At 68.4% G+C, this 23,958-nt stretch carries 29 protein-coding genes, 2 tRNA genes and 1 riboswitch; of the genes, 15 read left to right on the forward strand and 16 right to left on the reverse strand.

Annotated elements, in window-relative coordinates:
• Nucleotides 1–50: 50 nt before the first annotated feature.
• Nucleotides 51–440: a curli-like amyloid fiber formation chaperone CsgH gene (csgH, locus tag ASF65_RS18145; RefSeq protein WP_055892407.1), complete on the reverse strand. Its 390-nt coding sequence runs from the start codon at nt 438–440 to the stop codon at nt 51–53.
• Between the two features lie 50 nt (nt 441–490).
• Complete coding sequence (locus ASF65_RS18150) at nt 491–925, reverse strand: curlin (RefSeq protein WP_055892410.1); 435 nt, start codon at nt 923–925, stop codon at nt 491–493.
• 297 nt (nt 926–1,222) lie between these two features.
• Here ASF65_RS18150 and ASF65_RS18155 point away from each other — a divergent pair, with 297 nt between their 5' ends.
• Nucleotides 1,223–1,525: a hypothetical protein gene (locus tag ASF65_RS18155; protein ID WP_055892413.1), complete on the forward strand. Its 303-nt coding sequence runs from the start codon at nt 1,223–1,225 to the stop codon at nt 1,523–1,525.
• Nucleotides 1,526–1,672: 147 nt separating this feature from the next.
• Nucleotides 1,673–2,077 (forward strand): host attachment protein, encoded by a 405-nt coding sequence (locus ASF65_RS18160; protein WP_055892415.1) that lies wholly within the window; start codon nt 1,673–1,675, stop codon nt 2,075–2,077.
• Between the two features lie 67 nt (nt 2,078–2,144).
• On the opposite strand, the gene ASF65_RS18165 is transcribed toward ASF65_RS18160, so the two are convergent.
• Entirely contained in the window at nt 2,145–2,351 is a 207-nt protein-coding gene (locus ASF65_RS18165) for a hypothetical protein (RefSeq protein WP_055892418.1), read from the reverse strand.
• A 267-nt stretch (nt 2,352–2,618) separates the two neighbouring features.
• On the opposite strand from ASF65_RS18165, the gene ASF65_RS18170 reads away from it, so the two are divergent.
• The 4 genes from ASF65_RS18170 (at nt 2,619) to ASF65_RS21570 (ending at nt 6,116) form a co-directional block, all read left to right on the forward strand.
• Entirely contained in the window at nt 2,619–4,670 is a 2,052-nt protein-coding gene (locus ASF65_RS18170) for a PAS domain-containing sensor histidine kinase (protein ID WP_055892421.1), read from the forward strand.
• A gap of 96 nt (nt 4,671–4,766) precedes the next feature.
• The gene (locus ASF65_RS18175) at nt 4,767–5,432 is read left to right on the forward strand and encodes a helix-turn-helix transcriptional regulator (protein ID WP_055892422.1); all 666 of its coding nucleotides are present in this window, start codon (nt 4,767–4,769) and stop codon (nt 5,430–5,432) included.
• A gap of 82 nt (nt 5,433–5,514) precedes the next feature.
• Complete coding sequence (locus tag ASF65_RS18180; RefSeq protein WP_055892425.1) at nt 5,515–5,763, forward strand: hypothetical protein; 249 nt, start codon at nt 5,515–5,517, stop codon at nt 5,761–5,763.
• A gap of 209 nt (nt 5,764–5,972) precedes the next feature.
• Nucleotides 5,973–6,116 (forward strand): hypothetical protein, encoded by a 144-nt coding sequence (locus ASF65_RS21570; protein WP_156369384.1) that lies wholly within the window; start codon nt 5,973–5,975, stop codon nt 6,114–6,116.
• A gap of 70 nt (nt 6,117–6,186) precedes the next feature.
• On the opposite strand, the gene ASF65_RS18185 is transcribed toward ASF65_RS21570, so the two are convergent.
• On the reverse strand, nt 6,187–6,624 hold the full coding sequence (locus ASF65_RS18185; protein ID WP_055892428.1) for a pyridoxamine 5'-phosphate oxidase family protein: 438 nt from the start codon (nt 6,622–6,624) through the stop codon (nt 6,187–6,189).
• A gap of 213 nt (nt 6,625–6,837) precedes the next feature.
• Between ASF65_RS18185 and ASF65_RS18190 the strand changes: the two genes are divergently transcribed.
• Nucleotides 6,838–7,821: a DUF808 domain-containing protein gene (locus ASF65_RS18190; RefSeq protein ID WP_055892997.1), complete on the forward strand. Its 984-nt coding sequence runs from the start codon at nt 6,838–6,840 to the stop codon at nt 7,819–7,821.
• Nucleotides 7,822–7,834: 13 nt separating this feature from the next.
• Here the strand turns inward: ASF65_RS18190 and ASF65_RS18195 are convergent, their stop codons facing one another.
• Nucleotides 7,835–8,233: a DUF1761 domain-containing protein gene (locus tag ASF65_RS18195; protein ID WP_055892431.1), complete on the reverse strand. Its 399-nt coding sequence runs from the start codon at nt 8,231–8,233 to the stop codon at nt 7,835–7,837.
• A gap of 152 nt (nt 8,234–8,385) precedes the next feature.
• Here ASF65_RS18195 and ASF65_RS18200 point away from each other — a divergent pair, with 152 nt between their 5' ends.
• Both ASF65_RS18200 and ASF65_RS18205 read left to right on the forward strand, forming a co-directional pair.
• A complete protein-coding gene (locus ASF65_RS18200) occupies nt 8,386–9,201 on the forward strand; it encodes a cyclase family protein (RefSeq protein WP_055892433.1) in 816 nt (271 codons plus the stop codon).
• A gap of 193 nt (nt 9,202–9,394) precedes the next feature.
• The gene (locus ASF65_RS18205; protein ID WP_055892436.1) at nt 9,395–10,009 is read left to right on the forward strand and encodes a hypothetical protein; all 615 of its coding nucleotides are present in this window, start codon (nt 9,395–9,397) and stop codon (nt 10,007–10,009) included.
• Between the two features lie 49 nt (nt 10,010–10,058).
• Here the strand turns inward: ASF65_RS18205 and ASF65_RS18210 are convergent, their stop codons facing one another.
• Nucleotides 10,059–10,847, reverse strand: coding sequence for a hypothetical protein (locus ASF65_RS18210; RefSeq protein ID WP_156369385.1), 789 nt, complete (start codon nt 10,845–10,847; stop codon nt 10,059–10,061).
• A 397-nt stretch (nt 10,848–11,244) separates the two neighbouring features.
• On the opposite strand from ASF65_RS18210, the gene ASF65_RS18215 reads away from it, so the two are divergent.
• Nucleotides 11,245–11,733 (forward strand): CreA family protein, encoded by a 489-nt coding sequence (locus ASF65_RS18215; RefSeq protein WP_055892443.1) that lies wholly within the window; start codon nt 11,245–11,247, stop codon nt 11,731–11,733.
• 207 nt (nt 11,734–11,940) lie between these two features.
• Here ASF65_RS18215 and ASF65_RS18220 read toward each other — a convergent pair.
• Nucleotides 11,941–12,015, reverse strand: a tRNA-Thr gene (locus ASF65_RS18220).
• 163 nt (nt 12,016–12,178) lie between these two features.
• Here ASF65_RS18220 and ASF65_RS18225 point away from each other — a divergent pair.
• Nucleotides 12,179–12,254 (forward strand) — tRNA-Phe (locus ASF65_RS18225).
• Nucleotides 12,255–12,291: 37 nt separating this feature from the next.
• On the opposite strand, the gene tenA is transcribed toward ASF65_RS18225, so the two are convergent.
• The 6 genes from tenA to ASF65_RS21075 all read right to left on the reverse strand — a co-directional run bounded on the left by tenA (nt 12,292) and on the right by ASF65_RS21075 (nt 16,521).
• Nucleotides 12,292–12,978 (reverse strand): thiaminase II, encoded by a 687-nt coding sequence (tenA, locus tag ASF65_RS18230; RefSeq protein ID WP_055892446.1) that lies wholly within the window; start codon nt 12,976–12,978, stop codon nt 12,292–12,294.
• Nucleotides 12,979–13,139: 161 nt separating this feature from the next.
• The gene (thiD, locus tag ASF65_RS18235; RefSeq protein WP_055892449.1) at nt 13,140–13,976 is read right to left on the reverse strand and encodes a bifunctional hydroxymethylpyrimidine kinase/phosphomethylpyrimidine kinase; all 837 of its coding nucleotides are present in this window, start codon (nt 13,974–13,976) and stop codon (nt 13,140–13,142) included.
• Complete coding sequence (locus ASF65_RS18240; protein WP_055892451.1) at nt 13,973–14,923, reverse strand: ABC transporter substrate-binding protein; 951 nt, start codon at nt 14,921–14,923, stop codon at nt 13,973–13,975. The genes thiD and ASF65_RS18240 overlap by 4 nt, the downstream gene beginning before the upstream one ends.
• Entirely contained in the window at nt 14,920–15,714 is a 795-nt protein-coding gene (locus ASF65_RS18245; protein ID WP_055892454.1) for an ABC transporter permease, read from the reverse strand. Before ASF65_RS18245 ends, ASF65_RS18240 begins: the two co-directional genes overlap by 4 nt.
• Before the next feature lie 135 nt (nt 15,715–15,849).
• A riboswitch (TPP riboswitch) is annotated at nt 15,850–15,954 on the reverse strand.
• A gap of 104 nt (nt 15,955–16,058) precedes the next feature.
• Nucleotides 16,059–16,310 (reverse strand): DUF2171 domain-containing protein, encoded by a 252-nt coding sequence (locus ASF65_RS18250; protein ID WP_055892457.1) that lies wholly within the window; start codon nt 16,308–16,310, stop codon nt 16,059–16,061.
• A gap of 40 nt (nt 16,311–16,350) precedes the next feature.
• Nucleotides 16,351–16,521 carry a DUF2934 domain-containing protein gene (locus ASF65_RS21075; protein WP_082505838.1) on the reverse strand — a complete coding sequence of 57 codons (171 nt, stop codon included), beginning with the start codon at nt 16,519–16,521 and terminating at the stop codon, nt 16,351–16,353.
• Nucleotides 16,522–16,895: 374 nt separating this feature from the next.
• Between ASF65_RS21075 and ASF65_RS18255 the strand changes: the two genes are divergently transcribed.
• Complete coding sequence (locus ASF65_RS18255) at nt 16,896–18,806, forward strand: potassium transporter Kup (RefSeq protein ID WP_055892460.1); 1,911 nt, start codon at nt 16,896–16,898, stop codon at nt 18,804–18,806.
• A gap of 143 nt (nt 18,807–18,949) precedes the next feature.
• Nucleotides 18,950–19,192: a hypothetical protein gene (locus ASF65_RS22180; protein ID WP_055892462.1), complete on the forward strand. Its 243-nt coding sequence runs from the start codon at nt 18,950–18,952 to the stop codon at nt 19,190–19,192.
• Between the two features lie 78 nt (nt 19,193–19,270).
• On the opposite strand, the gene ASF65_RS18265 is transcribed toward ASF65_RS22180, so the two are convergent.
• Nucleotides 19,271–20,332, reverse strand: coding sequence for a glycosyltransferase family 1 protein (locus ASF65_RS18265; protein ID WP_055892465.1), 1,062 nt, complete (start codon nt 20,330–20,332; stop codon nt 19,271–19,273).
• 119 nt (nt 20,333–20,451) lie between these two features.
• Here ASF65_RS18265 and ASF65_RS18270 point away from each other — a divergent pair, with 119 nt between their 5' ends.
• Entirely contained in the window at nt 20,452–21,630 is a 1,179-nt protein-coding gene (locus tag ASF65_RS18270; protein ID WP_055892468.1) for an NAD-dependent epimerase/dehydratase family protein, read from the forward strand.
• 20 nt (nt 21,631–21,650) lie between these two features.
• Here ASF65_RS18270 and ASF65_RS18275 read toward each other — a convergent pair whose 3' ends face one another.
• Nucleotides 21,651–21,980, reverse strand: a complete 330-nt coding sequence (locus tag ASF65_RS18275) for an antibiotic biosynthesis monooxygenase (protein ID WP_055892472.1) — start codon at nt 21,978–21,980, stop codon at nt 21,651–21,653.
• A 291-nt stretch (nt 21,981–22,271) separates the two neighbouring features.
• Here ASF65_RS18275 and ASF65_RS18280 point away from each other — a divergent pair, with 291 nt between their 5' ends.
• On the forward strand, nt 22,272–23,087 hold the full coding sequence (locus ASF65_RS18280) for a lytic murein transglycosylase (protein WP_055892475.1): 816 nt from the start codon (nt 22,272–22,274) through the stop codon (nt 23,085–23,087).
• 102 nt (nt 23,088–23,189) lie between these two features.
• Here the strand turns inward: ASF65_RS18280 and ASF65_RS18285 are convergent, their stop codons facing one another.
• A complete protein-coding gene (locus ASF65_RS18285; protein ID WP_055892478.1) occupies nt 23,190–23,921 on the reverse strand; it encodes a glutathione S-transferase in 732 nt (243 codons plus the stop codon).
• Between the last annotated feature and the right edge of the window lie 37 nt (nt 23,922–23,958).

The following is a 23,958-nucleotide window of genomic DNA, read 5'->3' on the forward strand; positions in this document are numbered from 1 at the left end:
GCCCGACGATCGCGGGCCGATGACAGGACTGGAAGGGAAGGGGCGGCGGATCAGATCCCGCCGCCGATGCGTTGCGAGCAGGACAGCGTCTCGCCCCCGACATCGAGATCGAGGTCGGCGCGGGCGGTGCCGCCGGAGAGGCCGAGCGAGACGGTGCCGAGCGTCGCCGCCCGGCCGGGCGCGGCCTCGAACGGACCGCCCTGCCGGATGTCGGTGCCCGCCCCCGACACCCGAAGGCTGTAGCGGCCGGCCACGGGCTTGTCGGCGTGGGCGAGCGCGGTGAGCGTCACCGATCCGCCGTTGCGATCGAGCCGGATCTCGCAGCGCACGGGCCCCGCCTCGCGCGGGGCCGCCATGGTCAGTCCCGCCGCCGCCATGGAGGCGACGGCGGCCAGGAGGAGCGCGCCGGCGCGGCGCGTGGCGGATGGGGTCGACGGCATGGCGTGGCTCCTGTTGGGCGGTGGGGTCGTTGTCGGGGCGAGGCTCGCGCTCAGTTGCAGGCCTGGACGAAGGCCGCGACGTTGCCGCTGCCCCCTTGGGCGACGTTCGCTTCGCAGCCGCGACCGACCTGCACGCCGGCCGCGATGTTGCCGTTGCCGTCCTGCGTCAGGATCGAGGTGTGGTGCGAGCCGAACTGGCCGATGCCAGCGGCGTTGCCGTTGCCGCGCTGGTAGGTGGCGGCGTCGTTGGTGCGCCCTTCCTGGCCGATGGCCGCGAGGTTGCGGTCGCCGCGCTGATGGGCACCGATGCGGTTGGAGACGCCGTCCTGCTGGACGCGGATGCGGTTGCGGAAGCCCGTCTGCGCACCGCCGGCCGCGTTCGACCAGCCGTACTGGTCGATGCGCACGTCGTTGGCGTGGGCGGGGGCGACCGCGGCAAGGCCGGCAAGGGCGAGAAGCGCGGCGGCGAGGGACTGGCGGACCATGGGGACGTCTCCGGAAAGAGCCAAGGGGGCTCGGGGGGTATCGACGCCCCCTTTGTGCGCCCCGCCGCCGGAACCCACTCTGAAGGGCGCATTCATCGCGCCTTCAGGGAGCCGCCCCAGGCTAACCGCGTCGGCGCTTGCGGTGGCGCATTCGTTCCTATTTTGTTCCAATCATGGGAATCGATTCCGGAGGCGATGGAATGCCGATGAAGTGCGGACGCTTGTGGAATGGCACGGGGGGCGAGGAACCAGCCGGGGCGCGGGGCGGTCCGCACGCCCGGCCGGAGCGAGCGCGCTATGGGCCGGCCGGCTGACGCCGTGGTCCAGCCGATCCGTAGCTTCGACGAGGGATGCCGGCGGCGCCTCGGGATCGTGATCGAATGCCGGTCCTGCGGGAAGCGCGTCACCTATCGAGCGCAGGACTTCGTCGGCTTCATCGCGCCGTCGGCCGAGATCGAGACCCTGCGGTGGCGCTGCGCCTGGTGCCGGACGCCCGCCGAGAGCGCCCGTTACGTCATGATCGAGAAGATGGACCGGCAGGATCTCGCGCAGTGGAAGCCGCCGCCCTGGATGAAGCAGCGACGCGGTCCGGTTGCGTGATCGGCGGGCCACGTCGGAACCCGCATCTGGAACCCGGCTGTTGCCCTGGGTCGGCAACGCCACCGGCGCAGGGAGCCTTCCCCGACGTTCGTGCGTTGCCATGCTCCACAGGCAGCGGATCGCCCGCTGCGACGAACGGAGACAGTGATGCAGATTCCCAAGGGCGCGACGGTCGCGGTGGTCGACGGACAGAAGCTCAGCCTGTTCGAGAACGGCGGGGACGCGGCGTCGCCCAAGCTGAACGCCCTGCCGATGGGCGACATCAACACCGACAACAAGAGCGGCGGCAGCGGCCATACGAGCAGCGCAGCCAATCCCGACGACGACACGCAGGACGAGGACGGCTTCGTGGCGGGCGTCGTCGACGTCCTCAACAAGCGGGCGATCGCCGGCAAGATCTCCGACATCATCATCGTCGCCGCGCCGCGCGCGCTCGGCGAGATGCGCAAGCACTACCACGTGAAGCTGAAGGAGGCCCTCGTCGGTGAACTGTCGAAGGACCTGACGGGCCAGACCTCGGCCGACATCGAGAAGGCGATCGCGGCGGCCTGATCGCCGGCGGTCGCATGAAGCCGCATCGGGGCCGGGCATCCGCGCCGGCCCCGACGACGGTGCGGGATCAGATGCTGCCGGGCATGCCGGGAACCGACGGCCCCGGCCGCGTCGGGTCGGGCTCGCCCGCGGGATTGGGGCCGACGGGCTTCGTTGGCAGGTCGTTGCCGAAGCCGGGGCTCACATCCGGGCGGCCGGCGACGTCGCTGTCCCCCGGGCCGGGAAGATCGGGCGCCGGCAGATCCTGCCCGGGCTGGTTGATCGTGTTCGACATGGTCATCTCCCTAAAATGGCTCCCGGGAAGGACGCTCGCCGAGACCGTTGGTTCCGGTCGGTGCTGCGGCTGAGGACCCGCGCAGCGCCGGCCACCCCCGGCGCCTTTCCTTCGTTGGCCAGCTTGCGACAGGCCGGGCGTGCGCTGTTCGCCGGGCGCGAGTTCGGCTAAGCCCTTGGGCAGCGCTGTTCGGCCCGACCGGCGCGATCGGCAGGGGCGACGCGGCGGCGTGCCGCGCCAACACCTTCATGGATCGACGACGTGAGCATGTCCGATGCATTCCTGGCCGGCGGCGGGGCCGCCTCGCGCATGATCCTCGAGCGCAACTGGTCCGACCATCCGCTTGGACCGATCGCGGGTTGGCCGAGCGAGCTGCGCGCCGCGCTCAGCCTGATCCTCAACTCGCCTGAATCCATGATCCTCGCCTGGGGGCCGGAGCTCAGCTTCTTCTTCAACGAGACTTATTTCCCGCTCCTCGGACCGCGCCTGCCATGGGCGATGGGCGAGCGCTTCGACAAGGTGTGGGCGGATGCCTGGGCGCAGGCGAAGCCCATCATCGACGCGGCCTTCGAGGGCCGCAGCCAGCGCTTCGTCGACCTGCCCTGGACCCTCGACACCGACCGGGGCGTGCGCGACACGTGGTGGTCGTTCTCCTATTCGCGCGTCCTCGATGCGCGGGGCGAGGTCGCCGGCCTCTTCATCTTCACCAACGAGACGACGGCGCGCGTGCTCGCCGATCGGGCGCTCTCCGAAAGCCAGGGCCAGTTGCGGACGGCCAACGAGACGCTGGAACGGCTCGTGGAAGAGCGCACCACCGAGCGCGACCTGATGTGGACCGCCTCGCCGGACCTGATGGTGGTGATCGACGGCGATGGGGTCTTCCACCGCGCCAACCCGGCCTGGACGCAGCTTCTCGGCTACGACCCGGACGAGCTCGTCGGCCGCCACGTCAACGAGTTCGTTCTGGCCGGTGACCATCAGGAGACCGTCGACGCCTACCTCCTGGCGGCGAAGGGCGGGTCGCCGCGGATCGTCAACCGGTACCGCCACAAGGACGGATCGGTCCGCTCGATCGCCTGGGCGACGATCCCGAACGGCGACGTGACCTTCGCCTTCGGGCGGGACGTGACCGAGGAGAGGGAGCGCGCCGAGGCGCTGCGCCTTGCCGAGGAGGCGCTGCGCCAGAGCCAGAAGATGGAGGCCGTCGGCCAGCTGACCGGCGGTCTCGCACACGACTTCAACAACCTTCTGGCCGGGATTTCCGGGTCGCTCGACATGATCCAGACGCGCATCCGCGAAGGCCGCGTCAGTGAGCTCGACCGCTACGTCGTCGGCGCGCAAGGGGCGGCGCGCCGCGCGGCCGCCCTGACGCACCGCCTCCTCGCCTTCTCGCGGCGCCAGACGTTGGAGCCCAAGCCCACCGACGTGAACCGCCTCGTGGCCGGTATGGAAGACCTCGTGCGCCGGACCGTCGGTCCGCAGATCGCGGTGGAGACGCGGCCTGAGCCCTGGCTCTGGCCGGCGCTCGTCGATCCCAACCAGCTCGAGAACGCGCTCCTCAACCTGTGCATCAACGCGCGCGACGCGATGCCCGATGGCGGGCGCATCCGGATCGAGACCGCCAATCACCGTCTCGACGAACAGGCGGCGCTCGAAACCGACCTTTCGCCCGGCGACTACCTCGCCCTGTGCGTGTCCGACACGGGCACCGGCATGACAGCCGACGTCCTGGAGCGGGCCTTCGACCCGTTCTTCACCACCAAGCCGATCGGCGTCGGAACCGGGCTCGGCCTGTCGATGATCTACGGCTTCACACGCCAGTCCGGCGGGCAGGTCCGCATCCGCTCCGACGTGGGCGTCGGGACCACCGTCTGCATCTATCTGCCGCGCCACGACGAGGAGGAGGCGATCGAGCCGGTCGCCCCGATTACCCTTCACCGCGCCGACAATGCCGGCCGGACCGTCCTCGTCGTCGACGACGAACCGCTAGTGCGCATGCTGGTGGTCGACGCCGTCGAGGACCTCGGATTTTCCGCGATCGAAGCCGAGGACGGCGTGCAGGCGCTGGAGGCGCTGCGCTCGGGCGCTTCGATCGACCTTCTCGTCACCGACGTCGGCCTGCCGAACGGGATGAACGGGCGGCAGGTCGCCGACGCCGCGCGCGAATTGCGCCCCGGCCTCAAGGTGCTGTTCGTCACGGGATATGCCGAGAATGCCGTCCTCAACGACGGCCATCTCGATCCCGGCATGCAGGTCGTCACCAAGCCCTTCGACATGACCGGCTTGTCGAACCGCATCCAGGGCATGGTCGGCGATTGAAGCATGTCCGCACTGGGCCCGCGACACGCACGGGACAGGGCCGGGCCCAGCCGTTAAACTCTAGCGTGCATCGTCATGCTCGGATAAAGTGTCGGGGTGCGAAAGAACCTGATCCCCGTCCTTCTGCAGGAGCATGCCGCAGGGCAGCTCGATTCTCTGGAGAACATTCACCGGATCGGATCGAAGCTCGCCCTCGAGGAGAGCGCTCACCACAACCTCTGGATCACCGACACGTCGCCGGCCGATCCCCTCGATTTCCGCTCGCTCGGCTCGGTCGAGACCATGGACGTGCGCGGAAGCCTGGCGCGGCTGCGGGATTATCCCGACCAGCCGTTCATCCGGCGCGACGTGATCCGCCCGATGCTCCATGTCATGGCGAACCGAACGCCGACGGTGTTCCACCTGAAGGCGACGATCCAGGACCATGTCGCCGTCTACGACAAGCTGATCATCCAGGTCGGCTCCTACAACGTCACCCTCGTTCAAGCCTATCTGGTGCTTCGCGTGTTCACGGAAGAACAACTCGCCCCTCGGGAGGAACAGCTTCTCGATCTCCTGGCCTCCGGCTATTCCGCCAAGGAGATCGGTCTCCTGACCAAGGTCTCGTTCCGCACGGTCGAGACGCAGATCGCGCAGCTTCGCGAGAAGATCGGTGCGCGCAACACGGCGCACGCGGCCGCCATCGGCACGGCGAGGCGCTTGACCCGGACGAACGGCGAACGACCGGACCGCGCGGCCGGGGGCGGGCGCGGCGGCACGTAGAAATACGCAAGGGTCGGATCGGTCTTCCCAGACACCCGCGTTCCGTTCGAAGAACGTCGGTGGACAACGCGAAGGACGATCCATGCGACATCGGCGCAGCTGCCGCTACACGAGCCTCGACCTGACCAGCATCCAGTCGCTCCGGCTGGCGGAAGCCGGCACCGTGCCGCGCCCCGTCGCTCGCCCGCGGGTCCAGAGCGGTGATCCGGTTGTCGACGTCTGCGAACTCGCTCTCGAGATCCTGAGGATCAGCGTGATCCACGAGTTCTCCGATGCCCGGACCTCGGCCGAACTCATCCTGCATTCCATGCTCAGGCCGGTCCGGCACTAGCGATCGTGCGCGCCCGAAGCTGGCCCCTCCGACGTGCGGGCGATCGGCGCGACGGCCGTGGGAACCGACCCCGCGCTCCGGCCCCCGCCGACGCAGGCCGTTCTCGGGAACCGGCGGACCTCTAAGACCTTTGAGAGGCTACGGGCCCGCAAGGCATGAAGCGCTCATTTCCGGGCCTTTGCAGCGTCGGGACATGACGGGAGACGTCCATGAAAGCCTTCACCATCACCGCGCTGCTGATTTCGGCCCTGGCTGTCGCGGGCTGCCAGTCGGCCAGCCCCGGGCGCGTGGCGCCGAGCGGCAAGAACTCGACCCCGTCCGGCGGCATCGTGCCAGCGCAGACGCCGGAGTAACGCCGGAAGCGGACCAACCGGCGGCGCCCTCGGCCCGCCGGTTGGTTTGGGCAACGCTTCGGCGGCGCGGTCAGCGCACCGGCACTTCGCCCTCGTCCTCGCCGTTCCAGAAATGGATGCGCGTCGCGTGGACCTTGATCAGGACGAGGTTCGGCGTGTCGACGCCGTCCTTAAACCAGTATTCGAGATCCTTCGTCCAGTGCGCCTCGAAGGCCGCCTTGTCGCGGATCAGTTCGGCCCGCCCTTCCACCGAAATGAACATCGGCGGCCGTCCGAGGAGCCCCTTCTTGCCCTGGAAGCCAAGCCCGACCCGCGGGTCGCGCTCGATGTCGGACACGGTCCGGGCCTCCGCGTAGGTGAAGAAGTACGAGTCGCCCTCGTAGGCGACGTCGCCGTTGTTGGACATCGGACGCGCCGCGATGTCGCCGCCCTCGGTGCGGGTCGACAGCATGCAGAAGTCGATGTCGGCCATCGCCTCGGAAATGTCCTTGAGCGTCATCTCGACCATGTCGGTCTCCGTTATTGGGACGACAGCAACGCAGGACCGCCCGCATCGCTCCCGGCAGATTCGCACGACGGGATCGCTCGACCTGCGCAGCGTCGAAGGCCCGGGGCTCGACGTCGTCTCGCTCGGGATGGCACGGTCGGTCCCACCACGGCTTCCTCGCCGCCGCCGTCACCCCATATGGCGGCGGGATACGACAACCGGAGCGACCTGCACGTGAGCGTTGGCCTTCTCGCCCTTCTCGACGACGTCGTCGCCCTGACGAAGGTCGCCGCGGCGTCCCTCGACGACGTCGCCGCCCTCACGGCCAAGGCCGGGACCAAGGCCGCCGGCGTCGTGATAGACGACGCGGCCGTGACGCCGCGCTACGTCGTCGGCTTCTCGCCCGACCGCGAGTTGCCGATCGTCTGGCGCATCGCGCGCGGCTCGCTCTTCAACAAGCTGGTCATCCTCCTGCCGATCGCGCTCCTGCTGCAGGCGTTCGCGCCTTGGGCGATCACGCCGCTACTCCTCGTCGGCGGCCTCTACCTCGCGTTCGAGGGAGCCGAGAAGATCTTCGAGATGATCGTCCCGCACGAGGCGCACGCCCACGAGCCGGCCTCGGCCCCGGCTGCGGCCGATCCCGTCGTCCTGGAAAACGAGCGCGTCGCCAGCGCCATCCGCACGGATTTCATCCTGTCGGCCGAGATCATGGCGATCACGCTCGCCAGCCTCGATGCGGCGTCGATCGGGATGCAGGCCGTCATCATGGCGCTCGTCGCGGTCGGCATCACCGCGGCGGTCTACGGCGCGGTCGCGCTGATCGTGAAGGCCGACGACGCCGGACTGGCGCTCGCCCAGCGCGGCACCGGCACGCTCGCCGCCTTCGGGCGCGCGCTCGTCCGCGGTATGCCGGGCTTCCTCAAGGCGCTGGCGCTCGTCGGGACGGCCGCGATGGTCTGGGTCGGCGGCGGCATCGTCGTCCACAGCCTGGCGACCTTCGGCATCGACGCGCCGGAGCACCTGATCCACGAGATCGCGGTTGCAGTGGGTGGCGCCGTGCCGGCGGCCACCGGCGCCGTGGAATGGATCGTGACGGCGGTCGGGTCGGGGATCGTCGGTCTCCTCGTCGGCTTCGCGATGATCCCGATCGCCGGCAAGGTCATCGCGCCCCTGTGGACGGCCGTGCGGGGCAGACGGGCCGCATCGGCCGGCGCCTGACGGGCCGGCGCGCTCACGCCGGCGGCTGCGTCAGGCCGATCGACCGGAGCACGACGGCCTGCAGCACCATGACGGCGAGCCAGTGGCCACTCTCGGCGGCAATCGTGCGGACAGACCATCCGCGCCGTCCGAAGCTGACCACCAGCGCCGGCAGCACGAAGCCGACCCAGATCACGACCGGCGTTCCGATCGCCATCACCCATTCGCCGGCCTCGGGCGGCGCCAGGATCAGCGCTCCCGCCAGAATGCAGGCGAGCCAGAACTCGGCCGCGAAGGCGAGCGCGACGAAGCCGCCCGATCGGGCCCGGCTGCCGGGCTGGGGATCGTCCGCCCTCCACCAGACGAGACCGACGAGCAGCCCGGCTACCGCGGCGGCGAGGATGGGTACGAGATTGTCGAGGATGTAGACCATCGGGCGCTCCCTTGTCGGGCAGCAACTGCGCCGGGGCGGGAAGCGATCCATCGGCGGGGTCGGGAAGCGCTGGCTTGCCCGACCGATCGGGACCGGCCTAGTCTCGACGCCGTGCCTCGCGCATCGGTCGAGGCGATGGGGGAGAAGCGGGCATGTGCCACCACTGCGTCATCGAGACGGTGAAGACGTCGATGCTCTCGCGCCGGTCGTTCCTCGGCGGCGCCGCCGCCGCCGCGGGCGGCTCGCTTGCGTCGAGCCTCGTCGTACCCCGCCCGGCACTTGCCGAGACCCGTGGCCGCGTCGTCGATCTCACCCACGCCTATGACGAGACGTTCCCGACCTTCGACGGCAAGCCGGGCATCGTCGCCGAGGAGGCGGTGAACTTCGACACGAGCGGGTATCAGCTCTTCAAGCTTACGATCTACGAGCACACCGGCACCCACATCGACGCGCCGCTGCACTTCAGCAAGGACGGCAGAAGCGTCGACGAACTGGAGCCGCAGAGCCTCGTCTGCCCCTTGTGCATCATCGACATCACGGCAAAGGCCGCGGACGACCCCAACGCAACCGTCGAGGCGGAGGATGTCGAGGCCTGGATCTCGGAGAACGGGGAGATTCCGGCCGGCGCCTGCGTCGCCATGCGGTCGGGCTGGGCCCGGAAGGTAGGCAGCCCCGCGTTCCGCAACGACGAGGCCAACCGCTTCGCCTTTCCCGGCTTCGGCCGGTCGGCGACCGACCGGCTCGCCGCGCTCGATGTCGCTGCCATCGGCGTCGACACGCTCTCGCTCGATCCCGGCAGTTCGGCGGACTTCGCGGTCCACACCTCCTGGCTCCCCGGCGGTCGCTACGGGATCGAGTGCCTGAACAACCTCGAGGATCTGCCGGTAAAGGGCGCGACCCTGTTCGTCGGGGCGCCCAAGCACAAGGGCGGGACCGGTGGTCCGGCCCGGGTCCTCGCCCTCGTCTGACGACGGATCGCCAGGCGAACCGCCGGTTGAAGGAGAGGCGATCCTCGAACGCATGTCCTCGCCCCCCAAGGTCGCGTCGGGAGGTCCGCTGCGACCAAGCGCGCTCGCCTTGAATTCACCGAGATCGGCGCCGTCTTCTGCGGGTCCCGGTCAGCCGCCCGACCGCCGGGCGCTCGAGGAAAGGCTTCTCGTCATGCGTCGACTGACACAAACCGCCGTTCTCCTGATCGGCACGCTGGCCGCATCAATGTCCCTTGCCGCCGCGCAGGACGGGCAGCCGTCCCGCGTGCGCGGCACGATCGCCGCCGTCGACGGCAGCACGCTGTCCGTCACCTCGCGCGAGGGGCCCGTGGTGACGATCACCATGGCGCCCAATGTCGGCGTTCGCGGCATCAAGGCGGCGTCGGCCAGCGACATCAAGACCGGTGACTATGTCGGCGCCGCCACGCTGCCCGCCGAGGGCGGCAAGGCGGGGGCGCTGGAGGTCCTGATCTTCCCGGCCACGATGAAGGGGGCGAACGAGGGCAGTTTTCCCTGGGATCTCCAGGCCAACTCGACCATGACCAACGCCACGGTTTCGAACGCCGTGGAAAGCGTTTCGGGCCGCGAACTGACGCTGACCTATCCGACGGGCTCCAAGCAGATCACCCTGCCGCCGGGCATTCCCGTCGTCACCTTCGCCGACGCGACGACCGCCGACCTGAAACCCGGCGCGCCGGTGTTCGTCCCGGCGACGAAGGCCGCCGACGGCTCGCTCTCGACGGCGTTCGTCGTCGTCGGCAACCAGGGCATCGTGCCGCCGATGTGAAGTGCGTCGTGATCGGCCCGGCCAAACGGCCGGGGCGGCCACGGCCCGATCACGCGGCGACGGCCGTGTCTTCGGTGCCATCGAACCGGACCGGCAGTCCGAAGGCCGCCTCGACGTCCGGATCGAGCGCATCCGTGATCCACTGCGCGTCCGCCGGCGCCAGCGGGTCGTAGCGTGTCGGCTCGAACACCCGGTTGCCGTTGCCCTTGTAGGACCAGACGCGCTCGAACTCGCCGGGCGTCGGAAGCCCGGTCGCTGCGGCGAGTTCGGCGACGACCCGCCGCGCATCGGTCTGCAGCGTCTCGTGCGAGAGAAGGGCGAGATTGGGTGCGCGCGTCTGGAGTTCGGCCCAGTGGCGCAGCTTCGCCGTCCGCTTGGCGATCGGGCTCGAAAACCGCAGGCCGGTCGCCGGATCGCGCTCGTGCATCATTTCCTGCCCGTGCAGCGGATGCTCCGGCGTGATGCCCCAGAACTCGTCGTCCCAATAGGCGTGCCAGGGCGAGCGCAGAAAGTCCGCGAAGGGGAGTGCCTTCACGTCCGGATGGGCATGCCACGGCTGCCGGTGCAGGCTGCACGTCCAGTCGAAGGCGTTGCGCGCGATGACCAGCACCAGAACATCGTCCCGGAAGAGAACCTGATCCGGCACGAACCAGTGTTTGAAGCCGTAGGCCTCGGTTCGTACCCCTTCGCCGAAGTTCGCCTCGATCGTCCGGGCGATCGCATGCGTTCCGGAACAGCGCTGGCCATAGATCTGGATGTGCCGGATGGCGCCCGAACCCCTCTTGAGGATGCGCAGGCCCGGCATCGGCTCGTTCCAGTCCAGTGTTGCGATCGACATGGCTCGGTCCTTCAGTGCCGCCCGTTCCCCCGAACGGACCCGGCCTCGCCCTGCTAGCAGACGCCGCCGGGGTCTGCCTCTGCATGCGCACCGCTAGCGGCATTCCGCCTCACATCGGGCTGCAGCCGCGGCGAGGCGAAGAGAAACCCGTTCGATCGCTTCGGCCGGAGCTCCGAGGCCGCGGCGTCGCTGTCGTGCTCAGCCGTCCATCCAGCCCGTCGACGGAGCCCAGCACTCGACGTTTCCGGTTGAACGGACGCGCTCCGCCCGCGGCGGCGTGTCATGCGGCGAATTGGGGGAAACGTCAGCCATTTTCCGCAAGCGATGATCCTCGGACCGCCGACAACTGCGGCCACCGACCTACCTCTTCCGTTCAGTCCGAACCCGGTGGTCCCCCATGATGCGCTTTCTCCTCCTCGTCGCCCTCGTTCTCCCGGTCGAGGCATACGCCCGCGACATCGGCGAGGTTTCCACCGCCTTCAAGCTGATCGGCCCGAACCACAAGATCGTCGTCACGGCTTTCGAAGACCCGAAGATCGCGGGAATCATCTGCTACGTCGCCCGACCGCGAACCGGCGGCCTCCGGGGTGCGGTCGGGCTGGCCGAGGATCCATCGATCGCCAGCGTCTCGTGTGTCCAGACGGGCCCGATCGTCTACAACGACACGATCAGCGGTGACGAGGAGGGCGAGCAGGTCTTCGACGAAAGCCGCTCCCTGATCTTCAAGTCGCTGGAAATCGACCGGCTGTTCGACAAGACGAACGGTAGCCTCGTCTATGTCGCGCGAACGACCCGCCTGATCGACGGCTCGCCGGACACCTCGCTCTCGGTCGTCGCCCCGATGGCGTGGAACGGCACGCAGCCGGCGACCCCCAGGGTTCGCTGAGCTGGCCATTTCGCAACGTTCTTCCGTCGAATCGGTCGCGTTTCCCCAGCATGGCATGCCAGGACAGCGCTGCGACGCCGTCGATCGAATCGGACGGTCGTCCGCAGGGCGCACGATGACGATGCGGCCCGCAAAGGCCGATCGAACCGCGTCTATCAGATCACCTGTCGGGAGAAGGTCGGGTGTCCCAGCCGAAGCCGGACGGGATGGTGCTGCGAGAGAGGATTGAACTCTCGACCTCTCCATTACCAATGGAGTGCTCTACCACTGAGCTACCGCAGCAAGCCGACGGCGGCTCTATTGCCACAGGCGGGCGGGGAGCGCAAGGCGTGACGTGCGACGCTTTTTTGACGACGCGTTTCACGGGGGGTGGACAGGCGATGAGGGCCTGACTATAAGGCGCGAACCGAACGGAACGACCCGCCTGGGCCGGCTCCCGAACGGCGCCCAAGTAGCTCAGTTGGTAGAGCATGCGACTGAAAATCGCAGTGTCGGTGGTTCGATTCCGCCCTTGGGCACCATTCCTTTCGGTGATCTGCTTCTCCTGATCCGGTCCTCCTACATCTGCGCGCTTTCGGCTTTGTCCAGGGCGTTCGAGCGATCGATACCCATTTGCCAGAACTCGGCCTCGAGCCTGCAGGCGGCCGAAAAGATGTTTTCGACCTCTCCGAGGCGCGCAATAGTCAGCGAGCGTTCCGCGAGGTGATCAAGATGCGCCCGGGCGCGGGCTGCCACTGTCTGGTAGGCGTCCCCCGCATATTCCGCGATCCATTCGCGATAGGGATGATCGGGCGTCACCGATGGCGCCAGCCGCGCGGCGATCTCGGCATAGCCGATCACGCAGGGCGCCAGTGCGACGTTGAGATCGAGGAGGTCGCCCGACTGGCCGCAGTCGAGGACGAATCGCGTGTAGGCGAGCGTCGTCGTGTGCTCGCTGGCCGCCTCCAGGGCCTCGGCCGTCACGCCCCAGCCAGCGCAGAGCCTGACATGGAGGGAGAGTTCGACGTCGAGGATGGCCTTCAGCGCGTCGTGAGCCGCCCGCATGTCGGCGAGCGTCCGGCTCTTCGTGATGGCCAGGGCGTTGGCGCGCGCGAACTGGATCAGGAACAGATAGTCCTGTTCGAGATAGGCGCGGAAGGCCGTGGCCGGCAGCGTGCCGGCGCCCATCCGCCGGACGAACTCGTGTTCGGCATAAGCGGTCCAGTCCGCGTGGGCGACCTCAGTCAAGCGGTCGAAAAGATCCATGGCAGGTCCTTTTGAGATGACGTGCGGCACGTTCGCGGACCCCCTACCGTTCCAGGTGCGGCGATGCCGTTCGGGCCGACAGGCTCGCGGTCGAGGCCCTGTCATCGGAGCGATGCGGGGATCCCGGCATCGGGCCGGCCCGGCCCGGCGTCGCTTGGGGATCAGGGCGCTTTGCTGTGCGCACTTCCTTCGGGAGGGGAAGCCGGCCACCAGCGATGGAAATGGTGGACCGGCCCTCGGCCCGAGCCGACGCGCAGGTCCGCGCCGGCGGCAAGCGCTTCGGTGAGATAGGCCTTGGCACGCGCCGCTGCCTCGTCCAGCGACGATCCGCGGGCGAGTTCGGCCGTGATCGCAGCGGCGAGCGTGCAGCCGGTTCCATGATCGTTCGAGGTGGCGACGCGCACGGCCGACAGGCGTTCGACGTCGTCCGGCCGGATCAGGAGGTCGACGCTTCGGGCGCCCGTTCCATGCCCGCCTTTGACGAGGACGGCGCGCGCGCCGAACCCGAGGATCGCGCGGCCCTGGGCCTCCATCTCGGCCTCGTCCGCGGCCCGCGACCGTCCGACGAGAAGCGCCGCCTCAGGAAGATTGGGCGTCGCGACGTCGGCAAGCGGCAGGAGTTCGGCGCGCAGGGCCTCGATCGCTTCCTCGCGCAGGAGCCGATCGCCGGAGGTCGCGACCATCACGGGGTCGACCACGGCGCGCCGGCTGTGCGCGCGCAGGCGCTCGGCGATGGCGCGGATGGTTTCGATGCGCGAGACCATGCCGATCTTGATCGCGCCGACCGTCAGATCCGACAGGACGGCGTCGATCTGCGCCGCGACGATGCCGGGCGACAGGTCCTCGATCGCGGTGACGCCGTGCGTGTTCTGCGCCGTGACGGCGGTGACGACACTGGCGCCGAAGACGCCAAGCGCCGAGAAGGTCTTGAGATCGGCCTGGATGCCGGCGCCGCCGCCAGAATCCGAGCCGGCGATGGTGAGGGCGATCGCGGTCACGGCTTGAGCTCCACGGCATAGTCGGCAAGCTCCGGCACGACGTCGATAAGGCCCTTGTCCTTCATGAAGGCGGCGAAGCGTTCATAGCGTCCGGCATCGAGCGCGAAGGGGCGCTTGGCGAAGCGCGGCAGCGTGTCGGCGAAGGCGCGCCGGTTGAGCTCGTCGTCGAGGTCGGGATAGGCCTTCAGGAACAGCGCCAGCGCCTCGTCCGGATGATTGGTCGCAAAGATCGCGGCCTTCTCGACGGCCGCGAGAAAGCGCGGAAGCCGCGGATCGTCGAGCTTGTCGCGGCTGGTGACGAAGATCAGCTCGTCATAGGCGGGCACGCCGTTCTCCTCGGGGAAGAAGGCCCGGCCCTCGTGCCCTTCGCGGCGCATCTGCGTCAGTTCGAAGTTGCGGAACGCGCCGATCGTGGCGTCGACCTGCCCCGCCAGAAGCGAGGCGGACAGGGCGAAGTTGACGTTCACGAGCTCGACGTCGGAGAGCTTCAGGCCGGCCGAGCCGAGCATCGCCGAAAGGACGGCCTCCTCGATCCCGGCGACGGAATAGCCGATCCTGCGACCCTTGAGGTCGGCAAGTGTCCTCACCAAGCCGTCGGCGCGCACCATCACCGTGTTGAGGGGGGTCTCAATGAGCGTGCCGAAGCGCACGAGCGGCAGGCCGGCCTTCACGTCGAGCATCAGGTTGGGTTGGTAGTGGACCGCGACATCGGCCTGGCCGGCCGCCAGAAGCCGGGGCGGAGCGGAGGGATCGGCGGGCGGCACGAGATCGACGTCCAGCCCCTCGGCCTGGAAGAAGCCCTTCTCGCGCGCCACGACGAGGGGCACGTGGTCCGGGTTGACGAACCACTCGAGGAGCACGGTCAGCTTGTCGGCCGCGAGCGCTGGGATAGGCGCAAGTGCGGCGAGGGCGAAGCCGGCGGCGGCCAGAAAAGTGCGGAAGGTCATCGGGCCGGGATCCTCGACAGGGCAGGGCGTTTCAGGAGGTAAGGGGGCGCCTCTTCGGCCGCCCAGGGGGCGAGGCGCGGCGCGATCTGATCGACCAGCGCGCGCAAGGCGAGGGTGAGCGCGGCCAGGATGGCGAGCGCGGCGAAGAGGAGATCGGTCTGCATCCGCGCGTTCGCCTGGATCATCAGGAAGCCGAGGCCGCCGGACGCGCCGACCCATTCGCCGATCACCGCGCCGAGCGGCGCCAGCGGTGCCGCGACACGAAGGCCGCTGACGAGGGCGGGCATGGCGAGCGGAATGCGCACATGCGCGAGCGCCTGAAAATGGCTCGCCTCGGTCATGGCGGTGGCGTCGAGAAGCTCGGGGTCCGTGCGCCGCAGCCCGTCGGCGAATGCCGAGGCGACGGGGAAGAAGATGATGAGCATGGCCATCACCACCTTCGAGGCGAGGCCGAAGCCGAACCAGAGGACGAGAAGCGGCGCGAGCGCGAAGACGGGCATCGCCTGCAGGATCAGGACCTGCGGCCAGAGAACGGCGCCGAACCGCGGCAACGCGACGGTCGCAAGGCCCGTGGCCGCACCGGCCGTCACCCCGAGGATCAGCCCGAGTGCGACCTCGACGAGGGTGACGAGCGATTCGCGTGCCAGCCGGCCGGACTGCGCGACGAGCGCATGCGCGACGTCGGCCGGCGGCGGCAGCATGTAGCGCGGCGGCTCGAGAAGAACGACGATCGCCTGCCAGGCGAGAAGCCCCGCCAGGAGGCCGAGCGCGACGGACCGGAGGGTGCGCACGCTGGATCAGGCCGGGCGCTGCGGGCGATCCGGGCGCGGCGGTGACACTTCGGCGAGATGAAAACGGCGCATGCGATCTCCCCGGCCGGGCGACGGCCACAAGAGATCCGGATGTCGAGCGGAGACAACGAAGGCGAGGACGCCCATTCCCGTTCCTACGCCGGTATGACCCGGATCAGGTTCAAGGGTTCGGCCGTCCGGCCATCTCAGCACCTGTGCGGTGCACCCCTCGGAATGTCGAAATGATTGCGCAGCAAACCTGCGAAGTCAACGAGGCCCGGTCCGTGGGCCCCGCTCTTGCGGCCCGGGACGCCCGGCGCCCCTCGCCGCCGCGAAGTCACGGGTCAGGCCGGCGAGCCGTCGCCTTCCTCTTCCATCGAGACGGCGACGTCGGCATTGGCCGACAGGCGCACCGTGCGGCCCTCGACCTCGGCGACGAGGCCGATCGGGACGTAATGATGGTGGCCCTTGTGCTCGCCCTCGCCGCTGTCGCGCTTCGTCAGCTTGATCCGGTGCTCCTCCACCCGGTCCACCGTGCCGACGTGAACGCCGTCGGCGCCGATCACGTCCATGTGCTCCGCGATATCCTGCCGCATGATGGTCTCTCCCGTCCCTGGTTTCGTCGATCCGTCCGCGTCAGCGCGCGACGAAGCGGTTCTCGTGGGTGCCGTCGTCCTTGCGCTGGTCGCCCTCGATCTGGCGGGCGGCCGCGGCCCAGAAATCATGTTCGTGCCCGGCCGGTCGACCGGCCTTTTCCCATAGGAAATAGGCCAGGTTCCGGATTTCCTGATCCCTGTCCGACGTCATCGCGGTCTCCTCGCACGCGTTCCGGTCCTGCTTCCGTAGCCTCGGGCGCGCATTGCCGCCACAGCGCTGGACTCCGACCTTTTGCTCTGGGTACATATGCCGCCGCGTTCGACCGGGAAGACGTGGCGAGCGGTGCCGGCGGGGCAATTTTCCGTCGCGCATCCACCCCGCGGCGGTGAGGCGACGCGCGTCATTTGCCGGACCGCATTTCCATGCTATGGCCGCTGCCGCATGGTCCGTGCACCCGTTCGCGGGGGAGCGGCGAGCGTTCCAACTGGCGCCGTCCCGACCCGGGCGTGCCATCAGCGAGAGGCGAAGGCGTCGAGCCTCTTGACCCCACCGTTCCGATCCATCCCGGAGGCCTCGTTCGAGGAATGACCAGCGGTCAGGCGGCCCCTGCGGCCGAGACGCAGATCCAGACGCGCGAAAACCCCCACGCCAAGAGCCTCGGACCTCTCGTCCTCGGCAGTATCGGCGTGGTCTATGGCGATATCGGGACGAGCCCGCTCTACGCCATGAAGGAATCGTTGCTGCATGTCGGCGGCGTGCCCTCGGCGAGCGAGATCATCGGCATCGTGTCGCTGCTCGTATGGTCGCTGATCTTCGTCGTCACCGTCAAATACGTGATGCTGGTGCTGCGTGCGGACAACCAGGGCGAGGGCGGTGCCCTGTCCCTGATGGCGCTGGCGCAGAAGGCGCTGGCCAAGCCCAACAAGGTGATCCTCGGCCTCGGCATCGTCGGCGCGGCGCTGTTCTACGGCGACGCGATCCTGACGCCGGCGGTCTCGGTGCTCTCGGCGGTGGAGGGCCTCAAGGTCGCAGCGCCCGGGCTCGATCCCTACATCGTGCCGATCGCGCTGGTGATCATCATCGGCCTCTACATGGTGCAGTCCTTCGGCACCTCGCAGGTCGCGCGCTTCTTCGGCCCCATCATGGCGGTCTGGTTCATCGCGCTGGCTGCGATCGGCGTCTCGCATATCGGCGACGCGCCGCAGATCCTGCACGCGCTCAACCCGATCAACGGCCTGTGGTTCATGACCAGCCACGGCATCATCGGCTTCACCGTCCTCGGGTCGGTGTTCCTGGCGGTGACGGGCGCCGAGGCGCTCTATGCGGACATGGGCCATTTCGGCAAGCGGCCGATCCAGATCGCCTGGCTCGGCTTCGTCGGTCCGGCGCTCCTCCTCAACTATCTCGGGCAGGGCGCCTACGCGCTGCACGACCCGGCGGTGCTGCCGAACCTCTTCTTCCTGTCGGCGCCCGAATGGGCGCGGTTCCCGCTGGTGATCCTCGCCACGATGGCGACCGTCATCGCCGGGCAGGCGGTGATCACCGGCGCCTTCTCGCTGACCCAGCAGGCGATCCAGCTCGGTCTCCTGCCGCGCCTGCAGATCGAGTACACGTCCGAGACCGAGCAGGGCCAGATCTACCTGCCGACCGTCAACTGGCTGATGCTGATCGGCGTCGTGCTGCTCGTCCTCTTCTTCCAGGATTCGTCCTCGCTCGCCGCCGCCTACGGCATCGCCGTGACCGGCACGATGGTGGTGACCAGCCTCCTGGCGATCGTCGTCTTCGCCTATGGCTGGAAGTGGGGGCTCGGCCTTGCGATCGCGGTGGTCACGCCGTTCCTGATGATCGACATGGCCTATCTCGCTGCCAACCTCCTGAAGCTGGCCGACGGCGGCTACCTGCCGCTGGTGATCGGCGGCTGCATCGTGGTGCTGATGGGCGTCTGGGTCCGGGGCGTCAGGCTCCTGAATTCCAAGGCCGCGCAGCAGAACCTGTCGCTCGAGACCTTCATCAAGGCGATGGAGACCTCGTCGGTCTCGCGCGTGCCGGGGACGGCGCTCTACCTCACCTCGACGCCGGAGACCGTTCCGTCGGCGCTCCTGCACAACCTGAAGCACAACCGCGTGCTGCACGAGCGCAACGTCATCGTCACCATCCGCACGGTGAACACGCCCTACGTGCCCTTGGCCGAGCGCATCGACTACCGGGAACTCGCGCCGGGATTTGCCCGGATCGAGCTGCATTACGGCTTCCTGGAGGAGCCGAACCTTGTGCAGGCCCTCATCCAGCTGCGCGAAAAGGGGATCAAGTTCGACGTGATGTCGACCACCTTCTTCGTTGGGCGCCGGCGCATCCGCTCGGCGGTTCGCTCCGACATGCCGCGCTGGCAAAGCCAGCTCTTCATCAAGATGGCGCGGCACTCCTATGACATGATCGACTACTACAAGATCCCCGCCAACCGGGTCGTGGAACTGGGCACCTACGTCACACTGTAAGGGTCGATCGCCCTCGCAAATCGGCCCCAGCGCCCTAGTTATCGTGTCAGGCGGTCGCTCCGGCCGCCATGTCGGGTTTTCCGTGCGCGCGGGCTTCGTTCTGCGCCGCCGGATCAAGGTCCCGGCCGGGAAGGACATGCATCATGGATATGCCAGTCAGGAGCGAGGCGTCGCGCTCGAGCGAGCTCGGCGACATCGCCAATCGCGCCGAAAAGGGTTCGGCGATGCGCATGATTAGCGCCGAGACCAAGGCGACGAACGACAAGACCAACCGCCTGCGCGCGCTGCGTTTGGCGCGCGAGGCCGAGGAAGCCGTGGCAGCGGCGGCGATCGTGGCGGCCAAGCCCGTCAAGCGGACCCGCAAGGCGGTGGCCAAGGCGGTCTGAACGATCACAGACCTTTCCGGTGGGTCGGATGCGACCCGCCGGACCACCGGTTCGACCGAGAATTCGGGGCAGGCGCCCTCAGGCCGCTTCGGCCAGCCGCACCGGCGGCACCCAGATTTCCTGCGGAATGCAGACGAGATTCGCCTCGAACTCGCGCGAACATCGCTCCCACGAAAACCCTTCCGCAAACTGCCGGCAGCCGTCCCGATCGATCGACAGGGCGCTGAGCGCCGCCGCGCGCAGGTCTTCCGACAGGACGGCATGCGGCGTGCCGCCGACGATGTCGCGCGGGCCGGGAACGGGCAGCGCCGCGACGGGCGTGCCGCAGGCGAGCGATTCCAGCACCACAAGCCCGAAGGTCTCGAAGCGCGACGGGAACACGAAGACGTCGGCCGCCGACAGGTGGCGCGCGAGGTCCGCGCCGTGGCGGTAGCCGAGGAAGTGGGCGTCCGGATGGGCGGCGGCCAGCCGCACCTTCGCCGGGCCGTCGCCCACCACGACCTTGGAGCCCGGCAGGTCGAGCCCGAGGAAGGCCGGCAGGTTCTTCTCGTCCGACACGCGGCCGAGATACAGGAAGATCGGGCGCGGCAGGTTCAGGAAATCCACGTCGAAGCCGGCCTCGCCGCGGCAGGGATGGAACAGCTCGGTGTCGACCGCCCGTCCCCAGCGCGAGATGTTGCGGAAACCGCGCGCCGTCAGCTCCTGCTCTAAAGTGTCGGTCTGCACCATCATGCCCGCCCCGCCATTGTGGAACCAGCGCTGCACAGCATAGGCCGCCGTGGAGCCGAAGCCGAACTTGCGGTCGAAGTAGTCGCCGAAGCGCGTGTGGAAGGACGTCGTGAACGGGATGTTGCGCGTGCGGCAGAAGCGGCGCATCGACAGCCCGATCGTGCCTTCCACCGGAATGTGGATCGAGTCCGGCCGGAAGGCCTCGATGCGGCTGGCGATCGTGCGGCCGGGCGCGACGGCGAGGCGCACTTCCGGGTAGCCCGGCGCCGGGATCGAATGCGGGCAGTCCTCCGGTCCGAAGAGTTCGACCTCGTGGCCGAACCGCCTCAGCCATCCGGCCGTGGTCTCCAGAACGCGGACGACGCCGTTCACCTGCGGCGCCGCCGCGTCCGATCCGATCAGGATGCGCATGTTTCACAGTCCCCCGATGCCGCGAAACGGAAGGTCCGTTTCCGAATGCTTTTTGCAATGATAGAGCTTGCGCTGACCGAGTGCGCCGGGGCGCGCCACGAGACGAAAGTGATGTCCGCATGAAGGTGATTGTTCTGGGTGGCGACGGGTTCTGCGGATGGGCCACCTCGCTCCACCTGTCGGCCGAGGGGCACCAGGTCACGATCGTCGACAACCTGGTTCGCCGGCGGACCGACGAGGAGCTCGGCGTCTCCAGCCTGACGCCGATCCGCTCGATCGAGGAGCGACTGCAGGCGTGGCGCGAGACGCGCAACACGCCGATCGACTTCGTGGAGCTCGACGTCGCGAAGGACTACGACCGGCTGGAGGCGCTGTTCCGTCAGGTCGCGCCGGACGCCATCGTGCATTTCGCCGAGCAGCGCGCCGCGCCCTATTCGATGAAGTCGCCCTGGCACAAGCGCTACACGGTGGACAACAACGTCAACGCGACGTCGTCGGTGCTGTGCGCCATGGTGGAGGCGTGTCCCGATGCCCATCTCGTCCATCTCGGCACGATGGGCGTCTACGGCTACGGCAAGACCAAGGGGATGACGATCCCGGAGGGGTATATCGACGCGACCCTGCGCTCGGCGGGCGCGGAGGCGACCGTCGAGATCCTCTATCCGGTGGATCCCGGCTCGATCTACCATATGACGAAGACCCTCGATCAGCTGCTCTTCCTGTACTACGCCAAGAATGACGGTTTGAAGATCACCGATCTGCATCAGGGCATCGTCTGGGGCACCTCGACGCCCGAGACCGACCTCGACGAGCGCCTCGTCAACCGGTTCGACTACGACGGCGACTACGGAACGGTGCTGAACCGCTTCCTGGCGCAGGCCGCGATCGGCCATCCCCTGACCGTCCACGGCACGGGCGGGCAGACCCGCGCCTTCATCCACATCCGCGACACGGTGCGCTGCATCGCGCTCGCCATCCAGTCGGCGCCCCGGCGCGGCGACCGCGTCAAGATCATGAACCAGATGACCGAGACGCACCGGGTGGGGGATCTCGCCCAGATGGTGTCGCGGATGACCGGCGTGCCGGTGGAGCATCTCGACAATCCGCGCAAGGAGATGGCCGAGAACGACCTCGTGGTCGCCAACGATTCGCTGATCAAGCTCGGCCTCGAGCCGACCCGCCTGTCGGATGGGCTGATGGAGGAGGTCGTCGAGATCGCCGGGCGGCACAAGGACCGCTGCGATACGAGCCGCATCGTCTGCTCGTCGCTCTGGGTACGCCCCATCGCGGCCGAATAGGGAGGCGCCGTCCGGCGCCCTCAGCTGCGCCGGCCCTCGGCGTCCACGGTCTGGATGACCTCGAAACCCTCGAATTCCGGATGACCGAGATAGAGCGGGCGCGTGCCGCCCGCTCCGCGATGGGCGGCGCGGAAGGCCTCCGATCGCGTCCATCCCTCGAACGCCTCGCGGCTCGCCCAGATCGTGTGCGAGGCGTAGAGCCCATGATCGTCGCGCTCCGGGCCTTTCAGCATGTGGAACTCGCGAAAGCCCGGCACCGTGTGGAGATGCGTCTCGCGGTTGGCCCACAGCGCCTCGAATTCCTCCGCCGCGTCGGGCAGGACCTTGAAGCGGTTCATGGCGATGAACATCGGCAGACTTTCGATCACGGGGATGAATGAGCTGGAGTTGGAGCCTCGATCCCGCCTTTCCAGCCCCTTCGTGTCGAACGGGGCTCGCGAAAGCGTGACGGCGCGGTGCAACGGCACGCGACGCAAAGCCGGTCCGCTCGCCACTTCGCAAACGCTTTCTTGTTGTTTAAGGCCGAAGAATCAATCGACGGTGGTGCATTGGCACCCACTTCACTCATTCGCCTGAACCAGCGCCGACCGGACCTTCGAGGGGGATCGCGGCGGCGGGCCAGACCACAAGGGGACCAACGCATGAAGAGACTTCCGCTGTTCCGGGCGGCCCTTGCCGCTGCCGCCATCAGCTTTGCGGCACCCGCGCTCGCCCAGAGCTGCGGCAACTCCTCGGCCGGCTTCCAGCCGTGGCTCGAGAACTTCAAAAGCCAGGCCGCCGCCAGCGGCATCTCGCAGGAGACGCTGCAGACCGCGCTCGGCAACGTCACCTACGATCCCAAGGTCATCAGCCTCGACCGCAACCAGAAGAGCTTCAAGCTGTCGCTCGACGCCTTCATGGAGCGCCGCGCGCCCGCCTCCTTCGTCAAGAAGGGCAAGGGCATCATCGCGCAGAACCGCGACCTCCTGAACCGCATCGAGCAGCGCTACGGCGTCCAGAAGGAGATTCTCGTCGCGATCTGGGGCATGGAGACCGGGTTCGGCGCCAACTCCGGCAACATGAACATCTTCCGCTCGCTGGCGACCCTGTCCTACGACTGCCGCCGCTCGGACTTCTTCACCGAGGAGCTGATGGCCGCGCTCCAGATCGTCAACCGAGGCGACAAGCGCGCGGCCGACATGAAGGGCGCCTGGGCCGGCGAGATCGGCCAGACGCAGTTCCTCGCCAAGAACTACCTGCGCTATGCCGTGGACTTCGACGGCGACGGCCGCCGCGACCTCATCCGCTCCAAGGCGGACGTCCTCGCCTCGACGGCCAACTTCCTGAAGCAGCATGGCTGGATCGCGGGCGCCGGCTACAATCCGGGCGAGCCGAACTTCGCGCGCCTCGTCGACTGGAACCGGGCGACGGTCTATCAGCAGGGCCTCGCGCTCTTCGCCACGAAGCTCGCGAACTGACCGCACGCCGCCGCGGCGGTGGTCGTCCAACGGAAGAGGGGCGGCGGCAGCGATGCCGTCGCCCTCTTTCTCATCAGGCATGGCCGGGCGGCAATCCGACGCTCACGCCCCGTCGAGTTCGGGATAGTGCCGAAAGATCCCGTCCTCGTTGAACGGAACGCGGCGCGGGCTCGCGAGATAGCACGCGACCGCCGGATGCTGCGCCACGGCGTCGTGGAGCGCGATGACACGGGCGTAATCGCCTTCGATCGAACCCATCCGACGCGGGAAGGCGTAGCGCAGGCCCTCCACCACCTGGAACAGGCCGAGATCGGCATAGGTGAGGCGATCCCCGACGAGGACGCCGTGGTCGTTCATCTGGAGAAGCCACTCGTACCAGCCGAGAAACTTCGGCATCCGCTCGCGCCGGAACGCCTCGGCCCGGCGCAGCGCCTCGGGCTTCTGGTCCTCGTAGTAGAGGCCTGTCCCGACGGGATGATGCGTGTCGTGCGCTTCCGTCACGAGGTCGGCCGTCGTCAGCGCGATGGTGCGCGCGAAGAGGCGATCGGCCTCCGCCTCCGGCGCGAGGCCGAGCCGTTCGCCGAGATAGGCCGAAATCGCGGCCGCCTGCGCGACGAGCCGGTCGCCGACGACCAGGAAGGGCGGTGCGAAGGGGATGTGGTGCCCGATGCCGGTTTCCAGGATGCGCATCATCGCGGCAACGCCGCCGCCGTCCGCTTCGTCGAGGCGCGCCATGTCGCGATAGGGCGCTTCGGCGGCTTCCAGCACCAGGCGTGGGAACTCGCCGCGGCCCTGGAGGCCGGGCCAGTAGTAAAGGTCGTAGCGTTCGCTCATGGCGCCGGTCTCTGGTGGCGGATCGTCCCGGAAGCTC

The sequence above is a fragment of the Aureimonas sp. Leaf324 genome (assembly GCF_001423245.1).
Taxonomy (GTDB): Bacteria; Pseudomonadota; Alphaproteobacteria; order Rhizobiales; family Rhizobiaceae; genus Aureimonas.